The sequence below is a fragment of the Duganella fentianensis genome (assembly GCF_964031615.1).
Lineage (GTDB): Bacteria > Pseudomonadota > Gammaproteobacteria > Burkholderiales > Burkholderiaceae_D > Rugamonas > Rugamonas fentianensis_A.
The window spans coordinates 166,956-186,008 of record NZ_CAXIQN010000019.1; the positions used below are offsets into that span (position 1 = coordinate 166,956).

The 19,053-nt window shown below is 59.5% G+C and carries 15 protein-coding genes; 11 read left to right on the forward strand and 4 right to left on the reverse strand.

Annotation, left to right across the window (positions count from 1 at the left end):
* Window positions 1-29 precede the first annotated feature (29 nt).
* From phaC to ABNT42_RS13490, 6 genes are all read left to right on the forward strand, one after another.
* A complete protein-coding gene (phaC, locus tag ABNT42_RS13465) occupies window positions 30-1,763 on the forward strand; it encodes a class I poly(R)-hydroxyalkanoic acid synthase (protein WP_348697721.1) in 1,734 nt (577 codons plus the stop codon).
* A gap of 197 nt (window positions 1,764-1,960) precedes the next feature.
* On the forward strand, window positions 1,961-2,524 hold the full coding sequence (phaR, locus tag ABNT42_RS13470) for a polyhydroxyalkanoate synthesis repressor PhaR (protein ID WP_348697724.1): 564 nt from the start codon (window positions 1,961-1,963) through the stop codon (window positions 2,522-2,524).
* A gap of 224 nt (window positions 2,525-2,748) precedes the next feature.
* Window positions 2,749-4,089, forward strand: a complete 1,341-nt coding sequence (locus tag ABNT42_RS13475) for a GH1 family beta-glucosidase (protein WP_348697726.1) — start codon at window positions 2,749-2,751, stop codon at window positions 4,087-4,089.
* A 67-nt stretch (window positions 4,090-4,156) separates the two neighbouring features.
* The gene (locus ABNT42_RS13480; RefSeq protein ID WP_348697728.1) at window positions 4,157-5,080 is read left to right on the forward strand and encodes a sugar ABC transporter permease; all 924 of its coding nucleotides are present in this window, start codon (window positions 4,157-4,159) and stop codon (window positions 5,078-5,080) included.
* Window positions 5,077-5,958, forward strand: coding sequence for a carbohydrate ABC transporter permease (locus ABNT42_RS13485; protein WP_348697730.1), 882 nt, complete (start codon window positions 5,077-5,079; stop codon window positions 5,956-5,958). The genes ABNT42_RS13480 and ABNT42_RS13485 overlap by 4 nt, the downstream gene beginning before the upstream one ends.
* Before the next feature lie 3 nt (window positions 5,959-5,961).
* On the forward strand, window positions 5,962-7,047 hold the full coding sequence (locus tag ABNT42_RS13490; protein ID WP_348697731.1) for an ABC transporter ATP-binding protein: 1,086 nt from the start codon (window positions 5,962-5,964) through the stop codon (window positions 7,045-7,047).
* A gap of 42 nt (window positions 7,048-7,089) precedes the next feature.
* Here the strand turns inward: ABNT42_RS13490 and ABNT42_RS13495 are convergent, their stop codons facing one another.
* A complete protein-coding gene (locus ABNT42_RS13495) occupies window positions 7,090-8,112 on the reverse strand; it encodes a substrate-binding domain-containing protein (protein WP_348697734.1) in 1,023 nt (340 codons plus the stop codon).
* A 148-nt stretch (window positions 8,113-8,260) separates the two neighbouring features.
* Between ABNT42_RS13495 and rimO the strand changes: the two genes are divergently transcribed.
* The 4 genes from rimO to ABNT42_RS13515 all read left to right on the forward strand — a co-directional run bounded on the left by rimO (window position 8,261) and on the right by ABNT42_RS13515 (window position 12,452).
* On the forward strand, window positions 8,261-9,667 hold the full coding sequence (gene rimO, locus ABNT42_RS13500) for a 30S ribosomal protein S12 methylthiotransferase RimO (protein ID WP_348697736.1): 1,407 nt from the start codon (window positions 8,261-8,263) through the stop codon (window positions 9,665-9,667).
* A 69-nt stretch (window positions 9,668-9,736) separates the two neighbouring features.
* A complete protein-coding gene (locus tag ABNT42_RS13505; RefSeq protein ID WP_348697738.1) occupies window positions 9,737-10,906 on the forward strand; it encodes a cystathionine beta-lyase in 1,170 nt (389 codons plus the stop codon).
* The gene (hisC, locus tag ABNT42_RS13510; protein WP_348697740.1) at window positions 10,903-11,958 is read left to right on the forward strand and encodes a histidinol-phosphate transaminase; all 1,056 of its coding nucleotides are present in this window, start codon (window positions 10,903-10,905) and stop codon (window positions 11,956-11,958) included. Before ABNT42_RS13505 ends, hisC begins: the two co-directional genes overlap by 4 nt.
* Window positions 11,959-11,969: 11 nt before the next feature.
* Window positions 11,970-12,452 carry a low molecular weight protein-tyrosine-phosphatase gene (locus ABNT42_RS13515; protein WP_348697742.1) on the forward strand — a complete coding sequence of 161 codons (483 nt, stop codon included), beginning with the start codon at window positions 11,970-11,972 and terminating at the stop codon, window positions 12,450-12,452.
* 20 nt (window positions 12,453-12,472) lie between these two features.
* On the opposite strand, the gene serB is transcribed toward ABNT42_RS13515, so the two are convergent.
* From serB to ABNT42_RS13530, 3 genes are all read right to left on the reverse strand, one after another.
* A complete protein-coding gene (gene serB, locus ABNT42_RS13520) occupies window positions 12,473-13,345 on the reverse strand; it encodes a phosphoserine phosphatase SerB (protein WP_348697744.1) in 873 nt (290 codons plus the stop codon).
* Window positions 13,346-13,366: 21 nt separating this feature from the next.
* Entirely contained in the window at window positions 13,367-16,810 is a 3,444-nt protein-coding gene (mfd, locus tag ABNT42_RS13525; protein WP_348697746.1) for a transcription-repair coupling factor, read from the reverse strand.
* A gap of 87 nt (window positions 16,811-16,897) precedes the next feature.
* Window positions 16,898-17,848, reverse strand: a complete 951-nt coding sequence (locus tag ABNT42_RS13530) for a 5'-nucleotidase (RefSeq protein WP_348697748.1) — start codon at window positions 17,846-17,848, stop codon at window positions 16,898-16,900.
* A 212-nt stretch (window positions 17,849-18,060) separates the two neighbouring features.
* Here ABNT42_RS13530 and ABNT42_RS13535 point away from each other — a divergent pair, with 212 nt between their 5' ends.
* Window positions 18,061-19,044: a choice-of-anchor A family protein gene (locus tag ABNT42_RS13535; RefSeq protein ID WP_348697750.1), complete on the forward strand. Its 984-nt coding sequence runs from the start codon at window positions 18,061-18,063 to the stop codon at window positions 19,042-19,044.
* Window positions 19,045-19,053: the final 9 nt, after the last annotated feature.

Consider the following 19,053-nt stretch of genomic DNA (forward strand, 5'->3'; position numbering starts at 1 on the left):
ATTTTTAACTATTTTTTAGGGAATCAACCATGAATTTGCCCGACCCGCAAGCTATTGCCAACGCATGGATGTCGCAGATGAGCGACCCCGCACAATGGCAATCCTGGTTTAATCTGGCGCCTAGCACGGAAGCCAACCCACTGGCCGCCATGATGCAGGAGGTGGGCGCTTCGGTAAAGCCGGAAGCCATGGAAGCGCTGAAAAATCAATACCTGCAGGATTTCGGCCAGCTGTGGCAGGACGTGATGGCCGGTAAAGCGCCCGCCGTCTCCGACCGTCGCTTTACTTCGCCCGCATGGCAGGGCAATCCGATGTCGACCTTCAATGCGGCATCATACCTGCTGAATGCCAAATTCCTGAATGCCATGGTGGACACGGTGGAAACCACGCCGCAGCAGAAGCAGAAGATTCGCTTCGCCGTGCAGCAGATTATCGACGCGATGTCGCCTGCCAACTTCCTCGCCACCAATCCAGAAGCGCAGCAGAAGCTGATCGAGACCAAGGGTGAAAGCCTGACCAAAGGGCTGGCGAACATGCTGGCCGACATGAACAAAGGCCATATATCGCTGTCCGACGAGAGTGCTTTCGAAGTGGGGCGCAATCTGGCGACCACACCGGGTTCCGTGGTATTCGAGAACGAACTGTTCCAGCTGATCCAGTACGCACCGCTGACGCCGACCGTGCACCAGCGCCCGTTGCTGATGGTGCCGCCGTGCATCAACAAGTTCTATATTCTTGACCTGCAACCGGAAAATTCGCTGGTGCGCTATGCTGTGGAGCAGGGCAACACCGTGTTCCTGATCTCTTGGCGCAATCCCGACAAGAGCATGACGGGCACCACGTGGGATGACTACGTGCAGGATGGCGTGATCGAAGCTATCAAGGTCACGCAGGAAATCAGCGGCCAGCAGCAACTGAATATGCTGGGTTTCTGCGTAGGCGGCACGCTGGTCTCGACGGCGCTGGCCGTGCTGGCCGCACGCGATCAGCATCCGGCCTCCAGTCTGACTCTGCTGACCACTTTCCTCGATTTCGCTGACACGGGCGTACTCAGCGTGTTCGTCGACGAAACCCAGGTGGCGCTGCGCGAGCAGCAGTTCCGCGATGGCGGCCTGATGCCGGGGCGCGATCTGGCCAGCACTTTCTCCAGCCTGCGTCCGAACGATCTGGTATGGAACTATGTGCAGTCCAACTACCTCAAAGGTAACGAGCCGCCACCGTTCGATCTGCTGTACTGGAATTCGGACAGCACCAATCTGCCGGGTCCGATGTTCTGCTGGTATCTGCGCAACACCTATCTGGAAAACAAGCTGAAGACGGGCAAGCTCAAGGTGGCCGGCGAGGTGGTCGATCTGACGGCGATCCAGGCGCCCGTGTTCATCTACGGTTCGCGTGAAGACCACATCGTGCCGTGGACGTCGGCATTCGAGTCCATCAATATCCTCAATCCGGGCAAGGCCAAGGCCAACCGCTTTGTGCTGGGCGCGTCCGGCCACATCGCGGGTGTGATCAATTCGGCCGCCAAGAACAAGCGCAGCTACTGGGTCAATGATGCAGCCCTGCCACGCGGCAGCAAGCGGCAGGATGCGGAAAAATGGCTGGCCGGCGCCACCGAGGTGCCGGGTAGCTGGTGGCCGCAGTGGGCCGAATTCCTTGCCAGTCACGGTGGCAAAGCCGTCAAACCCAAGGCGAAAGCGGGCAATACGCGCTATCAGCCTATCGAGCCGGCACCGGGGCGCTACGTCAAAGCCAAGGCAGATTAAGGCGGGCCGGAGGGGCGAAAGTATGAACGAAACTCAACTTCGTTGCGTTGCAATAAAACCCATAGTTAAGATGGTTAGTGCAACTTAGGCTTTTTCCCCTCTATAATAGGTAGCTAGGTAACTGGGAAAGCGGACCAGCGTTCGCTTTTTTTTCGAATTGATGGAGTATGCGCTGCGGCGCAATAAACGGACTTGTGATGAGTAGTACGAAAAAAAATGCTGACCGTCTGATTAAAAAATACCCGAACCGCCGTCTGTATGACACGCAGACCAGTTCCTATATCACGCTGACGGACGTGAAACAGCTGGTGCTGGATAATGAACAATTTACCGTTGTTGATGCCAAGACCAACGAAGACCTGAGCCGCAGCATCCTGCTGCAGATCATTCTGGAAGAAGAGGCCAGCGGCGTGCCGATGTTCTCGACCGATGTGCTGGCACAGATCATCCGCTTCTACGGCCACGCCATGCAGGGCATGATGGGTTCGTATCTGGAAAAGAACGTACAGGCGTTCACCGATATCCAGCGCAAGTTCACCGGCAGCACCGTGGGCGGCCTCGATGGCAAAGCCTTCAGCCCGGAAATGTGGACCCAGTTCATGAACGTGCAGGGCCCGATGATGCAGGGCATGATGAACAACTACATCGACCAGAGCAAGAGCCTGTTCGTGCAGATGCAGGAGCAGATGCAGAGCCAGAGCAAGAACCTGTTCGGTACCTTCCCGTTCACGCCCGGCGCAGCGCCTACCGAGAAGAAATAAGACAGCAAAACGGCCCGATGGGGGCCACTGGCTGCGACAAAACGGCATGTCCACTGTGGTGGTCATGCCGTTTTCGTATCTGTATTGCAAAAAATCGACATTTCCGTTGACACAAGAAATTCTTAGGCATTACTATCGCTTACCTGATGTGGAAACGATTCCAATCAGCTTTTCTTGGTATTTGATAGGGAGTGTCTGTGGTGTCCGTAGCGCTGGATCAGAGTATGTTGCCACCCGCCGATTCGGTGCTGTGGCAGAAGAATTTCCTGCTGGGTGCTGCTACGGCAGCCTATCAGATCGAAGGTGCCATCCACGAAGATGGCCGCCTGCCGTCGATCTGGGATACTTTCTCCGCCACGCCCGGCAAAGTGCTGGCCGGTGATACGGGTGCCGTCGCCTGCGACCACTATCACCGCTGGGAAGAGGATGTGGCGCTGCTGGACATGCTCAAGGTCGATGCCTACCGTCTGTCGATTGCATGGCCGCGCGTGATGACGGCCGATGGCCAGCCGAATCAGGCCGGCATTGCGTTCTACCGCAAGCTGCTGCAGGCGCTGCGCGCCAAGGGCATGAAGACTTTTGTCACCCTGTATCACTGGGATCTGCCCCAGCATCTGGAAGATCAGGGCGGCTGGACCAACCGTGCTACCGCCTACCGCTTCGCCGAATATGCCGACATGATCAGCCGCGAACTTGCTGGTCTGGTCGATGCATGGGCTACCCTGAACGAACCATGGTGCTCGGCATGGCTGGGCTATGGCAACGGCCACCATGCGCCGGGCAAGCAGGATGTGAAACTGGCCACGCAGGCCATGCACCACCTGCTGCTGGGGCATGGCCTGGCGATGGCGCATCTGCGCGCCAACGATCCGGCCGCGCAGGCCGGCATCGTGGTCAATGTGGGCCACGCCACTACTACCGGGAATCGCGAGGCCGACCAGCGCGCAGCCATGCTGTTCGAAGTGCAGAACAACCAGTGGGTGCTGGACCCGCTGCTGAAACAGAGCTATCCGGCCGCGCTGTGGGAACTGTGGCCGGAGGCCCAGCCCGTGATGCAGGAAGGTGATCTGGCCATCATCGGCACCAAGGTCGATTACCTCGGCATCAATTACTACTTCCGCAGCAATGTGGTCAGCGATGGGCAGCATGGTTATACGGAAGTGGCACTGGAAGGCGTGGAGCGTACCCAGATGGGCTGGGAAGTCTATCCCGACGGCCTGCGCCACCTGCTGGTGGGCTTCCAACGCGATTATCCGCAACTGCCACCGATCTACATCACGGAAAACGGCATGGCGTCGGATGATCAGGTAGTGGACGGGGAAGTCATCGATAGTCAGCGTATCAGCTTCTTTAATCGCCATCTGGCGGCCGTCGATCAGGCGGTCAAGGCCGGTGTGGATGTGCGCGGCTACTTCATCTGGTCGCTGCTGGATAACTTCGAATGGGCTTTCGGCTACGAGCGCCGTTTCGGCATCGTCCACGTCGATTACGCCACCCAGCAGCGTACGCCGAAACGTAGCGCACAGCTGGTGCAGCAGTTCCTCGCCCAGCGACGCGCCAAATAAGCGGCCAGCATTGAGTTTCACGCGGCCAAACGCATAAAATGGGCGGACTACGTCCTCAGGAGACAGAATGAATAAGGCTAACCAGCCGGGCAGGGTGGCGCGCCAGCGTGGGCGCCAGCGCGTATCTTTTGCCGCCTACCTTGCGCTGCTGCCCATGGCAGCCACGGTGCTGCTGGCGTATCTGGGCACCATGCTGTGGACGGCGCGCGTGTCCGTCAGCAGTTCGCGCACTTTCCCGAATAGCGATTTTGTCGGTGCCGCGCAGTACATCCGCCTCTTCAACAACGAACGCTGGCTGCTGTCGCTGCAGAATATCGCTATCTACGGCGTGCTGTTCATCATCGCCTGTCTGGCCATCGGCTTTCTGCTGGCCGTATTCATCGACCAGAAAGTGATGGCCGAAGGCGCGCTGCGCACCATCTTCCTGTATCCGTACGCGATGTCGTTCGTGGCTACTGGTCTGATCTGGCAGTGGATACTCAATCCCGAACTGGGCATACAGGAAGTGCTGCACAAACTGGGTTTCACGGAAGCGCACTTCGACTGGATCGTCGATCAGGACATGGTGATCTACACCATCGTGATCGCCACCGTGTGGCAGGCTTCCGGTCTGGTGATGGCGCTGATGCTGTCCGGCCTGCGCGGCGTGGACGAGGAAATCTGGAAGGCCGCCCGTATTGACGGCATACCGCGCTGGCGCGTGTATCTGAGCATCGTATTGCCCATGCTGGGCGCTTCGCTGTCGACCGCGTTTGTACTGTTGTTCGTGATGGTGGTTAAAGTATTCGACGCGGTGGTGGCCATGACGCAGGGCGGCCCTGGCACGGCCAGCGAAGTACCGGCCAAATTCATCATGGACTATCTGTTCGGCCGCGCCAATATCGGACTGGCTTCGGCCGCTTCCATTGTGCTGCTGACGACGGTGCTGGCGATTGTCGCGCCGCTGTATTTCGTGCGTAGCCGCCGTGCCGCCAAAGGAGGTGCAGCATGAGCGCCATCGCCAAACCGCGCCGCACGCCGGGCTGGACGCCTGCGCGCATGGGCGTGTACGGCTTCCTGATCGTGGCGGCGCTATTCTTCCTGCTGCCGCTGTACGTGATGCTGGTCACCTCCGTGAAACCGATGGAAGAGATCCGTCTCGGCACGCTGTTTGCGCTGCCGCTGCATCCCACGCTGGAGCCGTGGCTGCAGGCGTGGCAGTCGGCCTGCACAGGGCTGGAGTGCGAAGGTATTCGCGGCGGCTTCTGGAATTCTGTCGCTATCGTCGTGCCCAGCACCATATTGTCGATTGCGATTGGCGCCGTGAATGGCTACGCGCTGTCGTTCTGGCGTCCACGCGGCGCGGGCCTGCTGTTCGCCATCCTGATGATGGGCGCATTCATTCCCGTGCAGGTGATGGTGTATCCGCTCGTGCGTGTGCTGGCGACCTTGAATCTGTATAGCTCGCTGCCGGGCATCGTGCTGATCCACACCATCTTCGGTATGCCCGTGATGACGCTGCTGTTCCGTAACTACTATGCGGCGCTGCCGGTAGAGCTGTTCAAGGCGGCGCGTATCGATGGTGGCGGCTTCTGGCGCATCTTCCTGCAGTTGATGCTGCCGATGTCCACGCCGGTTATCGTGGTGGCGGTGATCATGCAGGTCACGGGTATCTGGAATGACTTCCTGTTAGGGCTGGTGTTTGCCGGTACCGAGCATCTGCCGATGACGGTGCAGCTCAATAACATCATCAACACTACCACGGGCGAGCGTCTGTACAACGTCAATATGGCTGCCACCATTCTGACGTCGCTGGTGCCGCTGGCTCTCTATTTCATTTCTGGCCGCTGGTTCGTACGCGGCATCGCCTCTGGCGCGGTTAAAGGATAAAGCATGTCGAATGTAGCGATACGGGATCTGAAGATTACCCTCAGCGGTAACACGGTAATCGAGTCCCTGAATCTGGATGTGAAGGCGGGTGAATTCGTTGTGCTGCTGGGGCCATCGGGCTGCGGCAAATCGACGCTGCTGCATAGCATTGCGGGGCTGATCGATACCAGTGGTGGCCAGATCGAAATCGGTGGTAAGGATATGACCTGGGCCGATCCCAAGGATCGCGGCATTGCGCTGGTGTTCCAGTCCTATGCGCTGTATCCGACTATGGATGTGGAAGCGAATATGTCGTTTGGCCTGCGCATCAGCGGCACGCCCAAGGCGGAAATCGCGCGCCGCGTTGCGCGTGCTTCGGACATGCTGCAACTGGGGCCGCTGCTGAAGCGCAAACCGGCCAACCTGTCCGGTGGTCAGCGCCAGCGCGTGGCGATTGGTCGCGCCATCGTGCGAGAGGCCGATGTGATGCTGTTCGATGAACCGCTGTCGAATCTGGATGCCAAGCTGCGCACCGAATTGCGGCGCGAACTCAAGCAACTGCACAAGCAGCTGGGCGCCACCATGATCTATGTGACGCACGATCAGGTGGAAGCCATGACGCTGGCGCAGCGCATGGCCGTGATGAAGGGCGGTGTGGTGCAGCAGTTTGATACGCCGGACAATATCTACAGCCGTCCGGCCAATCTGTTCGTGGCCACCTTCCTCGGCTCGCCCGGAATGAATTTGTTCAAGGGCAGCCTGTCGGTACAGGGCGGGCAGGTGGTGTTCCGTAACGAGCACCTGACGCTCGACGTGTCGGCCTATCCGTTTGCGCAGGCCGCTGTGGATGGGCAGGCTTGCGTGCTGGGTGTGCGTCCCGAAGATATCGACATTGGCAACCGCGATGAGGCGGCTAACGCTGTCACTGGCACGGTGACGCTGATCGAAGCGATGGGCGCGCACCGCGTGGTGTGGCTGGATCTGCATGGCACGCCGGTGGCGGGCATCGTGCAGGATGGTCTGGCGGTGGAAGGCGAGCAGACTATGGCCTTCTCCATACGCAGCCAGCGTGTTTCCCTGTTCGACGCCGCCAGCGAGCAGCGCCTGTAGCATCTGCTTCTGCTGCCCCTGCTATTCTTGCGGCGCCGCTGATTACCGTCTTGGGTCCGTGGCGGGAGGCTTTAGCGTGGCCCGCATCGATACGGTGATGGGATATTCGCGCACGATTTCGTGGCCTGTGCCGTAACACAGATTGAGTAGCCAGCGCACGGCATTGCGCGTGACTTCCTGCATGGGGATGTGTACGGAACTCAGGGCCGGTACGCTGTATTCGGCCGTGTAGTCATCGTCATAGCCCAGTACCGAAACCTGCTGCGGCACGCTGATATCGCGCTGGTGCAGGCAGGCGAGGGCGCCGGTGGCCATTTCATCATTGGCGCAGAACAGCGCAGTGAAGTTCAACCCTTGATCCAGCAGGTTCGCTGCCGCAGCGAAGCCGCTATCGCGCGAAAAGTCGCCGTCTATCTGCAGCACGTCGGTACGGGCGATGCCATGCTTGGCCAGTTCGGCATAGAAGCCGCTGATACGCTCCACGTTGTCGAAGGCGCTAGCGGGCCCGCTAATCACGGCCAACTGGCTGTGGCCGGCTTCGATCAGCGCGCGTGCCGCTAGCTCGCCGCCATGGTAGTGGTCGGGGCAGAAGCCCGTTTCGGGCGCGTGGGGATTGCGCCGGTTGAGAAAAGCGATGCGCGGCTGCTTTTTCTGTAGGGCCAGCATATCTTCCTCGCGCAGGTCATGCGCCAGCACGACAATGCCGTCGCAATCGCGGTCGATCAGGAAGTTGACGGCTTCGATGGTTTCCTCCCGCCGGTCGCCATCGCCGCAGCCGGTAGCTACCACCACATGGCGCCGGATGGCGCGTAGTTCGATATCGGTCTGCTGCAGGATGGTGCCGTAGTAGGCGCCGAAGAAGGAGGGCGTGTAAATACCGACCATGCCCAGCGATTTGCTCGACAGCGAGCGGCCTATGGAAGAAGGGCGGAAATTCAGCTGCTCGACGGCGGCTTGCACCTTTTTCATGGCATCGGCCGAGACGGGACCGGCGCCGCTGATGGCGCGCGAGGCGGTGGACATGCCCACGCCTGCCAAGGCTGCGACGTCTTTCAGCGTTGCCACGAAATAAACTCCCTGTTGAGTGCTGCCGCGCCAGATGCTGCCCGCGGCCGGAGCGCCATCCTATCACGGCGCACTATGAAGAATGGGGTATAATGTTCGATTGCTCGACATTTTTACGCGTTTTCGACAATCGCTTTCGACCCATACCATGCAATCGCAACCTCTCTCCCGTAACAAGCCTGCCGCAGACACCGGCAGCACCAGTGGCGCCGCGCCCAAAGTCGGTTTTGTTTCCCTCGGCTGCCCTAAAGCGCTGGTGGACTCCGAACAGATTCTGACCCAGCTGCGCGCGGAAGGCTATGAAACGGCCAAGTCCTACGATGGTGCCGATCTGGTCATCGTCAACACCTGCGGTTTCATCGACGCAGCCGTGCAGGAATCGCTCGATGCGATCGGCGAAGCGCTGGCCGAAAACGGCAAAGTGATCGTCACTGGCTGTCTGGGCGCGAAGAAGGATGCGTCCGGTGACGACATCATCATGAAGGTACACCCGAAAGTGCTGGCCGTGACCGGCCCGCATGCGCTGGCGGAAGTGATGGATTCGGTCCACACCCACCTGCCTAAGCCGCACGAGCCTTTCCTCGACCTGATTCCGGCGCAGGGCGTGAAGCTCACGCCTAAGCACTACGCCTACCTGAAAATTTCCGAAGGCTGCAACCACCGCTGCAGCTTCTGCATCATTCCTTCGATGCGTGGCGATCTGGTCTCGCGTCCGATTGCAGACCTGATGCTGGAAGCAGAAAACCTGTTCAAATCGGGCGTGAAAGAACTGCTGGTGATCTCGCAGGACACTTCGGCCTATGGCGTGGACGTGAAGTTCCGCACCGGTTTCTGGAATGGCCGTCCGATCAAGACCCACATGACCCAGCTGACCGAAGCGCTGGGCGAACTGGCTAAATCGTATGGCGCGTGGATCCGTCTGCACTATGTGTATCCGTACCCGCACGTGGATCAGATCATCCCGATGATGGGCGACGGCCACATTCTGCCTTACCTCGACATCCCTATGCAGCACGCCCATCCGGAAGTGCTGAAGCGTATGAAACGTCCCGCTAGCGGCGAGAAGAATCTGGACCGCATTCAGGCTTGGCGCAAGATGAACCCGGACCTGACCATCCGTTCCACCTTCATCGCTGGTTTCCCCGGCGAGACGGAAGCGGAATTCGAATATCTGTTGGACTTCCTCAAGGAAGCTCAGATCGACCGTCTGGGCTGCTTCGCCTACTCGCCAGTAGAAGGAGCAACCGCCAACGAACTGGCCAACCCTGTGCCGGAAGAAGTGCGCGAAGAGCGCCGTGGCCGCGTCATGCTGCTGCAGGAGGAAATCTCGCGTAATCGTCTGAAGGCCAAGGTCGGCAAGACCGTGCGCGTGCTGATTGACGAGATCAACCGCACGGGCGGCGTGGGCCGTACCAGCGCCGATGCGCCGGAAATCGATGGCGTGGTGTACGTCAAGCCACCGTTCGAGCCACACAAGAAGCTGGCAGTTGGCCAGTTTGTCGACGTGAAGATCACCACGTCCGACGCGCACGACCTGTGGGGCGAGGCGCAATAAGCGAATCAAACCTATAATAAAGGCGGACCAGTCATGGACCGCCTTTTTTTTCGTCCGAGCTTACTCATCATGACACTTAAAAAATCCCAGCAGACCGCCATCGTGCATCCCGATTACCGCGCACCGGAAGGCTTTGCCGCTTTCCCCGCCGTGATTCATCACGCTTCCACTGTGCTGTTCAAGAACGTGGCCGCCATGCGCTCGGGCGAATGGAAAGACAAGAACGCTTATACCTACGGCCTGCATGGCACGCCGACCACCTTCACGCTGGAAGCGCGGCTGGCCGAAATCGAAGGCGGCAGCTACTGCCTGCTGGCGCCGAGCGGACTGGCAGCGATTGCCATGGTCGATCTGGGCTTGCTGCGTAGCGGCGACGACGTGCTGTTGCCGGATAACGTGTATAACCCGAATCGCGAACTGGGACGCTGGCTGTCAGCCGATTACGGCATCACGGCGCGCTACTACGATCCGCTGATCGGCGCCGGTATCGCCGAACTGATACAGCCGAATACCCGATTGATCTGGACCGAAGCACCGGGCTCCGTGTCGATGGAAGTGCCGGACCTGCCGGCCATCTGCAAGGCAGCGCACGAACGCGGCGTGGTGGTGGCACTGGATAACACGTGGTCGGCCGGTCTGGCACTGCGCGGTTTCGATCTGGGTGTAGACATCATCATGCAGGCACTGACTAAATACCAGTCCGGCGGTTCGGATGTGCTGATGGGCGCTGTGATTACGCGCGACCGTGCGCTGCACGACAAGATCGCTGGCGCCCACATGCGTCTCGGTATGGGCGTGGGTGCGGACGACGCTTTCCTCGTTTCGCGTGGCCTTCCCACCATGCGTCTGCGCTTCGAGGCGCATGATGCAGCGGCGCGCAAACTGGCCGCATGGCTGCAGGCACGTCCTGAAATCTCCAAAGTGCTGCATCCGGCCTTTACCGATTGCCCCGGCCACGAATTCTGGAAGCGCGACTTCACAGGCGCCGGTGGCCTGTTCTCGGTGATCTTCAACGAACAGTACACGGAAGCGCAGACCGACCGCTTCATCGATGCACTCCAGCTGTTCAAAATCGGCTATAGCTGGGGTGGTGCCAACAGTCTGGTCATGCCTTACCGCATACAGAGCATGCGCAAGGACTGGCCGAACAAAGGCCAGCTGGTACGCTTCAACGTGGGGCTGGAAGATGTGCATGATCTGATTGCCGACATCGAACACGCGCTGGAGGTGCTGCAATGAGCCGCTACTGGAGCGATGTGGTCCACGCGCTGACGCCCTACACACCGGGCGAGCAGGTGCAGATGTCGGGCCTGATCAAACTCAATACCAACGAAAACCCGTATCCGCCATCGCCGCTGGCCATCGCCGCCATGCAAGCAGCAGCGGGCGAGCAGTTGCGCAAGTATTCCGACCCGTCGAATGCTGCGCTCAAGGATACGCTGGCGGCACATTTCGGCCTGCGCCGCGAACAGGTGTTCGTGGGGAATAGTTCGGACGAAGTGCTGGCACATACCTTCCATGCGCTGCTCAAGCATGACCTGCCGCTACTCAGTCCCGATATCAGCTACAGCTTCTATCCGACCTATTGCAGCCTGTACGGCATACGCAATGTGCAGGTGCCGCTCAACGCGCAGTTCGAGATCGATATCGCCGATTACCAGCAACCGTGCGGCGCCATCATCATCGCCAACCCGAATGCTCCGACCGGCATCGCGCTGACGCTGGCGCAGATCGAAGCGCTGCTGCAGGCGCATCCCGCTCAACCTGTGGTGATCGATGAAGCCTATGTAGACTTTGGGGGCGAAAGCGCGGCAGCACTGGTGAACCGTTACGAGAATCTGCTGGTGGTCCAGACGCTGTCCAAATCACGCTCGCTGGCTGGTTTGCGGGTTGGCTTTGCGCTCGGCCATGCCGATCTGATCGCCGGACTGGAACGGGTCAAGAACAGCTTCAACTGCTACCCGCTGGGGCAGGTGGCGCAAGCCGGTGCCGTGGCGGCGCTACAGGATGTGGCGTACACGCGCCAGACCTCCGAGGCCATCATTGCCAGCCGGGCATGGCTGACGCAGCAGATGCAGGGACTAGGCTTTGAAGTGCTGCCATCCAAGGCGAACTTTATTTTTGCCCGCCACCCAACACACGATGCAGCCACGCTGGCGGCCGGACTGCGCGAGCGCGCCATCCTCGTGCGTCACTTCAAACAGGCCCGCATCGACCAGTTCCTGCGCATTTCCATCGGCACGGACGAGGAATGCGCGCAACTGGTGGCGGCACTTCAAGCTTTGCTGTGAAGGATGCGGCGATGACTGGCAAAGTAGCGGTGCTGTTTGTCTGCATGGGGAATATCTGCCGTTCGCCTACGGCAGAAGGGGTGTTCCGCCAGCGCGTGGAAGCCGCCGGTATGGCTGACTGGATAGAGATCGATTCGGCCGGCACCCATGGCTACCATGTGGGTGAGCAGCCCGATCCTCGTTCGATGGAGTTTGCGCTCAAGCGCGGCTATGATCTGTCGTACCAGCGTTCGCGCAAGGTGAAAGCCAGTGATTTCGAGCTGTTTGACCATGTACTGGCGATGGACCAGCACAATCTGAGTCTGCTGGAAGCGGCCTGTCCCGCCGAGCACCGCCACAAACTGGGGCTGTTCATGCAGCACGCCCGTCGTAGCGGCGCGCTGGAAGTGCCGGATCCGTATTATGGCGGCGGCCGTGGCTTCGATCTGGTGCTAGACTATATCGAGGACGCCTCCGACGGCTTGCTGGACTTGCTGCGCAGCGCGCAGCGCTAGGCTGCGGCGCTGCCTAGGGATCACGCCAGCAATGGCAGGATGCCGTCCAGACCGACGAAGTTGAGCGCTACGCTGGCCTGTTCACGCACTACCGGCTTGGCGCGGAAGGCGACGGACATACCGGAGATGCTCATCATCTTCAGATCGTTGGCGCCGTCGCCCATTACGATGGCCTGACTGGTGCTGATACCCAGCTCGGCGCAGACGCGTGCCACCGTACGTTTCTTTTCTTCCGCATCGACAATGCCGCCGATGACGTTACCCGTCAGGCGGCCATCGATAATTTCCAGTTCATTGGCGTGGGTGTAGTCCAGTCCCAGACGCTGTTTCAGGCGTGCGGTGAAGAAGGTGAAGCCGCCCGATACCAGCAGGGTTTTCATGCCAGCCTGTTGCACGGCTTTGAGCATGGCTTCCGCACCCAGCGACAATTGCAGACGTTCTTCGTACACCCGTTCCAGTGCCGTCGCTTCCAGCCCTTTGAGCAGTGCCACGCGGCGTTTCAGGCTGGCGGAGAAATCCAGTTCGCCGCGCATGGCCGCTTCAGTGATCTCCGATACTTCGGCTTTCAGCCCCTGCATATCGGCGATTTCGTCGATGCACTCGATGGTGATCAGGGTGGAATCCATGTCCATCGCGACCAGTTTGAAGTCGCTGAGCTTGCGCTGACCGGCGTCGTACGTGATATCGACTTTGGCGGCCAGTGCCGCCGTGGCCAGACTCTGGCGCTGCGCATCATCCAGCGCCACGCCTTCGCAGCGCAGTGCCGTGTCGCTGAGCCAGCGGCTGCTGGTCGTGCCGGTGACACCGGCCAGTGCTGCCAGCTGTTGCAGTTGCGCCTTGCAGTCGCCCAGACCTTGCAGCACCAGATTCGTCATGTTGTTTTCCGTATTCATAAAAAGAGAGATTGCCTTGGACTAGCTGGTCAGCTGCTTGATGGCGCCCTTGATCTGGGCCACGCGCGTGGCCAGATCCGGCATGGCCGCAGTGATCTTCAGCTTGTCCTGTCCGTTCAGTTTGATCTGGCGGTTTTTCTGTATCAGTTCAATGATGCGCATCGGGTCGATAGGCGGCTTGGCCATGAACTGCAGATTGGCTGCTTCGGTGTGGGCATCGATCTTGATGATGCCGACAGTCTTGGCAGCGATGCGCAGACGGTGGGTTTCGATCAGGGCCTTGACGGCATCCGGCAGTTTACCGAAGCGGTCGATCAGTTCTTCCTGCATGTCGTCGATTTTGTCTTGGGCATTGCAGTTGGCCATACGCTTGTAGATGGACAGGCGTTCGTGCACGTCGCCGCAGAAGTCTGCGGGTAGCAGGGCAGGTACGTGCAGATTGATTTCGGTGGTGGTAGATAGCGGCGCGGCCAGATCCGGCTCCTTGCCCGCCTTGAGCGCACGCACGGCTTCGTTGAGCATGTCCGAATACAGCTGGAAGCCCACTTCCGTCATTTCGCCGGACTGGTTATCGCCCAGCACTTCGCCCGCGCCGCGGATTTCCAGATCATGCATGGCCAGATAGAAGCCGCTGCCCAGTTCTTCCATCTGCTGGATGGCGTCAAGGCGGCGTTGCGACTGTTTGCTCAGCGCCCCCACATCGTTCACCAGCAGATAGGCATAAGCCTGATGGTGCGAACGACCTACGCGGCCGCGCAACTGGTGCAGCTGCGCCAGACCGAATTTGTCGGCGCGGTGCATGATGATGGTGTTGGCGGTGGGGACGTCGATACCGGTTTCGATAATCGTGGTGCACAGCAGGATGTTGTAGCGCTGCGCCACGAAGTCGCGCATGACTTTTTCCAGATCGCGTTCGTGCATCTGGCCGTGCGCCACGGCGATACGCGCCTCGGGCAGCAGTTCGGTCAGCATGGCCAGCCGGTTCTGGATGGTCTCCACTTCATTGTGCAGGAAGTACACCTGACCACCGCGCTTGAGTTCGCGCAGACAGGCTTCGCGGATGATCGATTCGCCTTCGCTACGCACAAAGGTCTTGATGGCGAGGCGCTTCTGCGGTGCGGTGGCGATGACCGAAAAGTCGCGCAGGCCTTCCAGCGCCATGCCCAGCGTGCGGGGTATCGGTGTGGCCGTCAGCGTCAGCACGTCGACTTCGGCGCGCAGAGACTTCAGCGCTTCCTTCTGGCGCACGCCGAAGCGGTGTTCTTCGTCGATGATGACAAGTCCGAGGCGCGTGAACTTCACGTCTTCCGACAGCAGCTTGTGGGTCCCGATGACGATATCGAGCGTGCCGTCAGCCATGCCCTTGATTGCCTGACTGATTTCCTTGCCAGTGCGGAAGCGCGACATTTCCGCGATCTTCACGGGCCAGTCGGCAAAGCGGTCGGCAAAGGTCTGGGCATGCTGCTCGGCCAGCAGGGTGGTGGGTGCGAGGATGGCCACCTGTTTGCCGCCCATCACGGCGATGAAGGCAGCGCGCAACGCCACTTCGGTCTTGCCGAAGCCGACGTCGCCGCAGACCAGACGGTCCATCGGCTTGCCGGAAGTCATATCGCGCATCACGTTGTTGATGGCTTCCTGCTGGTCCGGCGTTTCGTCGAAGCCGAAGCTGTCGGCAAAGCGCTCGTAATCATGCGCCGAGTATTCGAAGGCATGGCCCTGACGCAGTGCGCGGCGGGCGTACAGATTAAGCAGTTCGGCCGCCGTATCGCGTACCTGTTCTGCCGCTTTGCGCTTGGCTTTTTCCCACTGACCGGAGCCCAGCGAATGCAGCGGCGCGTCGTCCGGCGAGGCACCCGAATAGCGCGAAATCACGTGCAACTGCGATACCGGCACATACAGCTTGGTGTCCTTGGCGTATTCCAGATGCAGGAACTCGGTTTCGCCTTCGCCCAGATCCATGCTGGTCAGGCCCATGTAGCGGCCGATGCCATGGTTGATGTGCACTACCGGATCGCCGATCTTCAGCTCCGACAGATCGCGCACCATGGATTCCACCTGCGTGACGGCTTCCTGCTTCTTCTTGCCCACGCGGCGACCGGAACCGGCATACAGTTCCGTTTCGGTGATGAAGATCAGGTGTTCGTCCGGCGTGGACAGCTCGAAGCCCGCATGCAGCGGCGCGACGCCCAGCATCAGTTTGGCACTGGAGGTGAGGAAGCCCTCGTAGCCTTCGGCTGGCGCCAGTGGCAGGTCGTATTCGTTGAAGTACTGCTGCAGGGTTTCGCGCCGGCCGTTCGATTCGGCGCAGATCATCACGCGGCGGCCAGACTGCAGCAGGTAGGCGCGCAGATTGGTCAGCGGATCGTCGCTGTGGCGGTTGACGGCGATATTTGGTACTGGTGCTGACAACTCGGAAGCGCCCGCATCGGCCTCGCGGCTGATCACCAGACGGCCATACGGCTTGGCCAGCACGAAGAACTGTTCGTCCGACAGGAACAGCGATTCCGGTGGCAGGATAGGGCGCTCGCGGTCGGCTTTCAGGAAGCGGTAGCGCGAGCTGGTATCGGTCCAGAAGCGCTGAATGGCGGCATTGATATCGCCCACCAGTGCCAGCGTGGCGCCGTCCGGCAGGTAGTCGAACAGCGTCGCGGTCTGCTCGAAAAACAGCGGCAGATAGTATTCGATACCGGCCGAAGCGATGCCCGAACTGATGTCCTTGTACACCACCGAGCGCGAAGGATCGCCTTCGAACTGTTCGCGCCAGCGGCTGCGGAAGGTGGTGCGGGCCGCTTCGTCCATGGGGAATTCGCGCCCCGGCAGCAAACGGACTTCCTGCACGGGATACAGCGAGCGCTGGGTGTCGGCATCGAAAGTACGGATGGTTTCGATGGTGTCGCCGAACAGGTCGAGCCGGTAGGGCAGGGCCGAACCCATGGGGAACAGGTCGATCAGGCCACCGCGCACCGAGTATTCGCCGGGCGACATCACCTGGGTCACGTGGGTGTAGCCGGCCAGCGTCAGCTGGGTTTTCAGACGCGCTTCATCGAGCGATTCGCCCTTCTTGAAGAAGAAGGTATAGGCGGCGAGGAAGGACGGCGGCGCCATGCGCACTAGCGCCGTGGTGGCTGGCACCAGCATCACATCGCACTGGCCGCTGGAGATTTCATGCAGCGTGGCCAGACGTTCGGAGACCAGATCCTGATGGGGCGAAAACGCGTCGTAAGGCAGTGTCTCCCAGTCCGGCAGCAGGTGGCAGCGCAGTTGCTCGCCGCCGAACCACGGGATCTCATCGAGCAGACGCTGGCCGTCGCTAGCGCTGGCGACGATCACGGCCAGCATCTGGCCTTGGGCTTTGAGTTCGAGCGCGGTTTGCGCCAGTGCATAGGCGTCCGACGAGCCATGCAGCGCAGGCAGGGCGTAACGGTTGCCGGGTTTTGGGATGGAATTTTTTAAGACCAGAGACACAACGCAGCTTCACTGTTAAGGCGCATCGCCAGAGTGGCGATGCCGCTGCCAGCATTATAGACCAAGCCCCGTTCCGGTGCGGCGGGACTAGCCCGGTCTGGCCGGTACAACTGGCCGGTTGGCCACGCCGAATGGTACATGCACCATGGGGATATTGCCGCCGGCGGATTTTAGGTGGCTTAACTGGTCGTCAAAGAAGATGTGCGGCTTGAGGATGGACAGCACGCGGGCCTTCTCCATGCCGCCGAGGAAGAAGGTTTCGTTGGCCGAAACGCCCCAGCTTTTCAGGGTGGTGACCACCCGCTCGTGGGCCGGAGCACTGCGGGCCGTGATGATGGCAATGCGCAGGATCTTGCGGTAGGACGGATCGCGCCGGCAGGCTTCTTCTTCTAGCCGCTGCATCAGCGAGAGTTTCTGGAACAGGGTGGCCAGTGGCCCCGGCTGGTGCGGCACAGCCACACGTTCGCGTTCGTGGGCATGGAATTCATCCACATCGTTATTACGCTTGAAAACAGTTTCCGATTCGTCGTCGGCGATCACGCCGTCAAAATCGAAGGCCACCCGTAATTCGTTGTCGCTGTCGTCATCCTCGATGCGCGATGGTAGAACCAGTCCGGCGGGATAGTTGGCAGCCAGTGCATTGCGCACATCTTCCTCATGCGCCGTCAGGAACAGCGAGGTATTGAAGGCTGGTAGATAAGTGTAGGGTGAATTGCCCGTTACAAAGCAGGCACGCGAAATGTCCAGTCCGTAATGGGCGATGGAATTCATCACGCGCAGTCCGGTTTCCGGCGAGTTGCGCGACAACAGCACCACTTCCACCGGCGCTTCACCAGCGAAATGCTGGTTAATGCTGAGGAAGCGACGGATGAAAGGAAAGGCCACGCCTTTGCCCAGCACCACGTCGTGCTGCTGTTCTTGATACTTTCGGTAACTTTCTTCACCTTCTTCCAAAAAAATTTTATGTGACGCACTGAGGTCGAACAGGGCGCTGGAAGCGATGCCGATAACTAGCTTGTTTTCGATGGGATAGGCCATGGCGACTGGGCTGGTTGCAATGTGTATCACTTTACCGCAATGCCAACGCGTGTGCTGATTTTGTTCACTGGTATGGAACTGGTAGTTAATTTAAGAGAATTTTCATTGTCAGGATGGTTATTTATCTTGATTTAAGGATATAATTCTTCCCATACAGTCTGGTTTTACCTGTTTTTGCTTACATTTTCTCCAACATATACCAATTACATACCATGACCACTTCGAATCTGATCAAACGTGTTTTGCCACTGGTGTTGAGCATCGCAGCAATCGGTACGGCCCAGGCCGCTGTGCCTAGTTTTAACCTGGGCGCGGCCAGCAATTACAGCGCCTACATTTTCAGCAATGTCTCGGGCGTGACCGATATCGAGGGTCGCCTCGCCGTCGGTGGCAATTTCTCGGCCAGCGGCACCTCGATCGGCTACCGTGCCCCATACGGCAGCACTGGCCCTAGCATGGTAGTGGCTGGCAACGTCAATCTGCAGAGTGGCAATATCTATGGTCCGCCCCTGAAAAACGTTGATACCAATGCGTCGATCGGCCCGATTACCGAATACACCACCAATCCATACGGCAAAGGCGTTTACGGCGGCAGCAATACTTCTTCCGGCTACCATAATCTGAAACAGACGGATATCAGCAAGGTGACGGACTTCAAAGCGGCCAAGACCGAACTGAGCGCTCTGTCGAATACCCTGAGCAAGCAGGCCAGCAACGGCACATCGGTGAACTACCGTAATAGCGGTATCGAGCTGATCGGCAACGGCAAATCCGGCGTGCAGGTGTTCAATCTGACCACGCACGACCTGACCAACCTGACGTTGAGCAACGTGGGTGCTGATGCCACCGTGTTGATCAACGTCAGTGGCACAGGCGACGTGAAATTCGCTGGTGGTCAGGACGGCCAGTTGAAAGCGCTGCGAGCCAATGTACTGTTCAACCTGAATGGCGCTACCGGGGTAAATATTGCAACCGGTACTTGGGGTTCTATTCTGGCCAGCAACGCCAATCTGTTTGGTACGGGCCATCTGGAAGGCACCGTGATTGCCAATTCCATCAGCTCGGCAGTCGAAGTAGGCTGGGAGCCGTTCAAGGGCTACGTGGCAGCGCCGGTACCGGAACCTGAAACCTACGCTATGCTGCTGGCCGGTCTGGGTCTGGTGGGCGCAGTTGCCCGTCGTCGTCGCCAGCAGTAAATCTAGCGT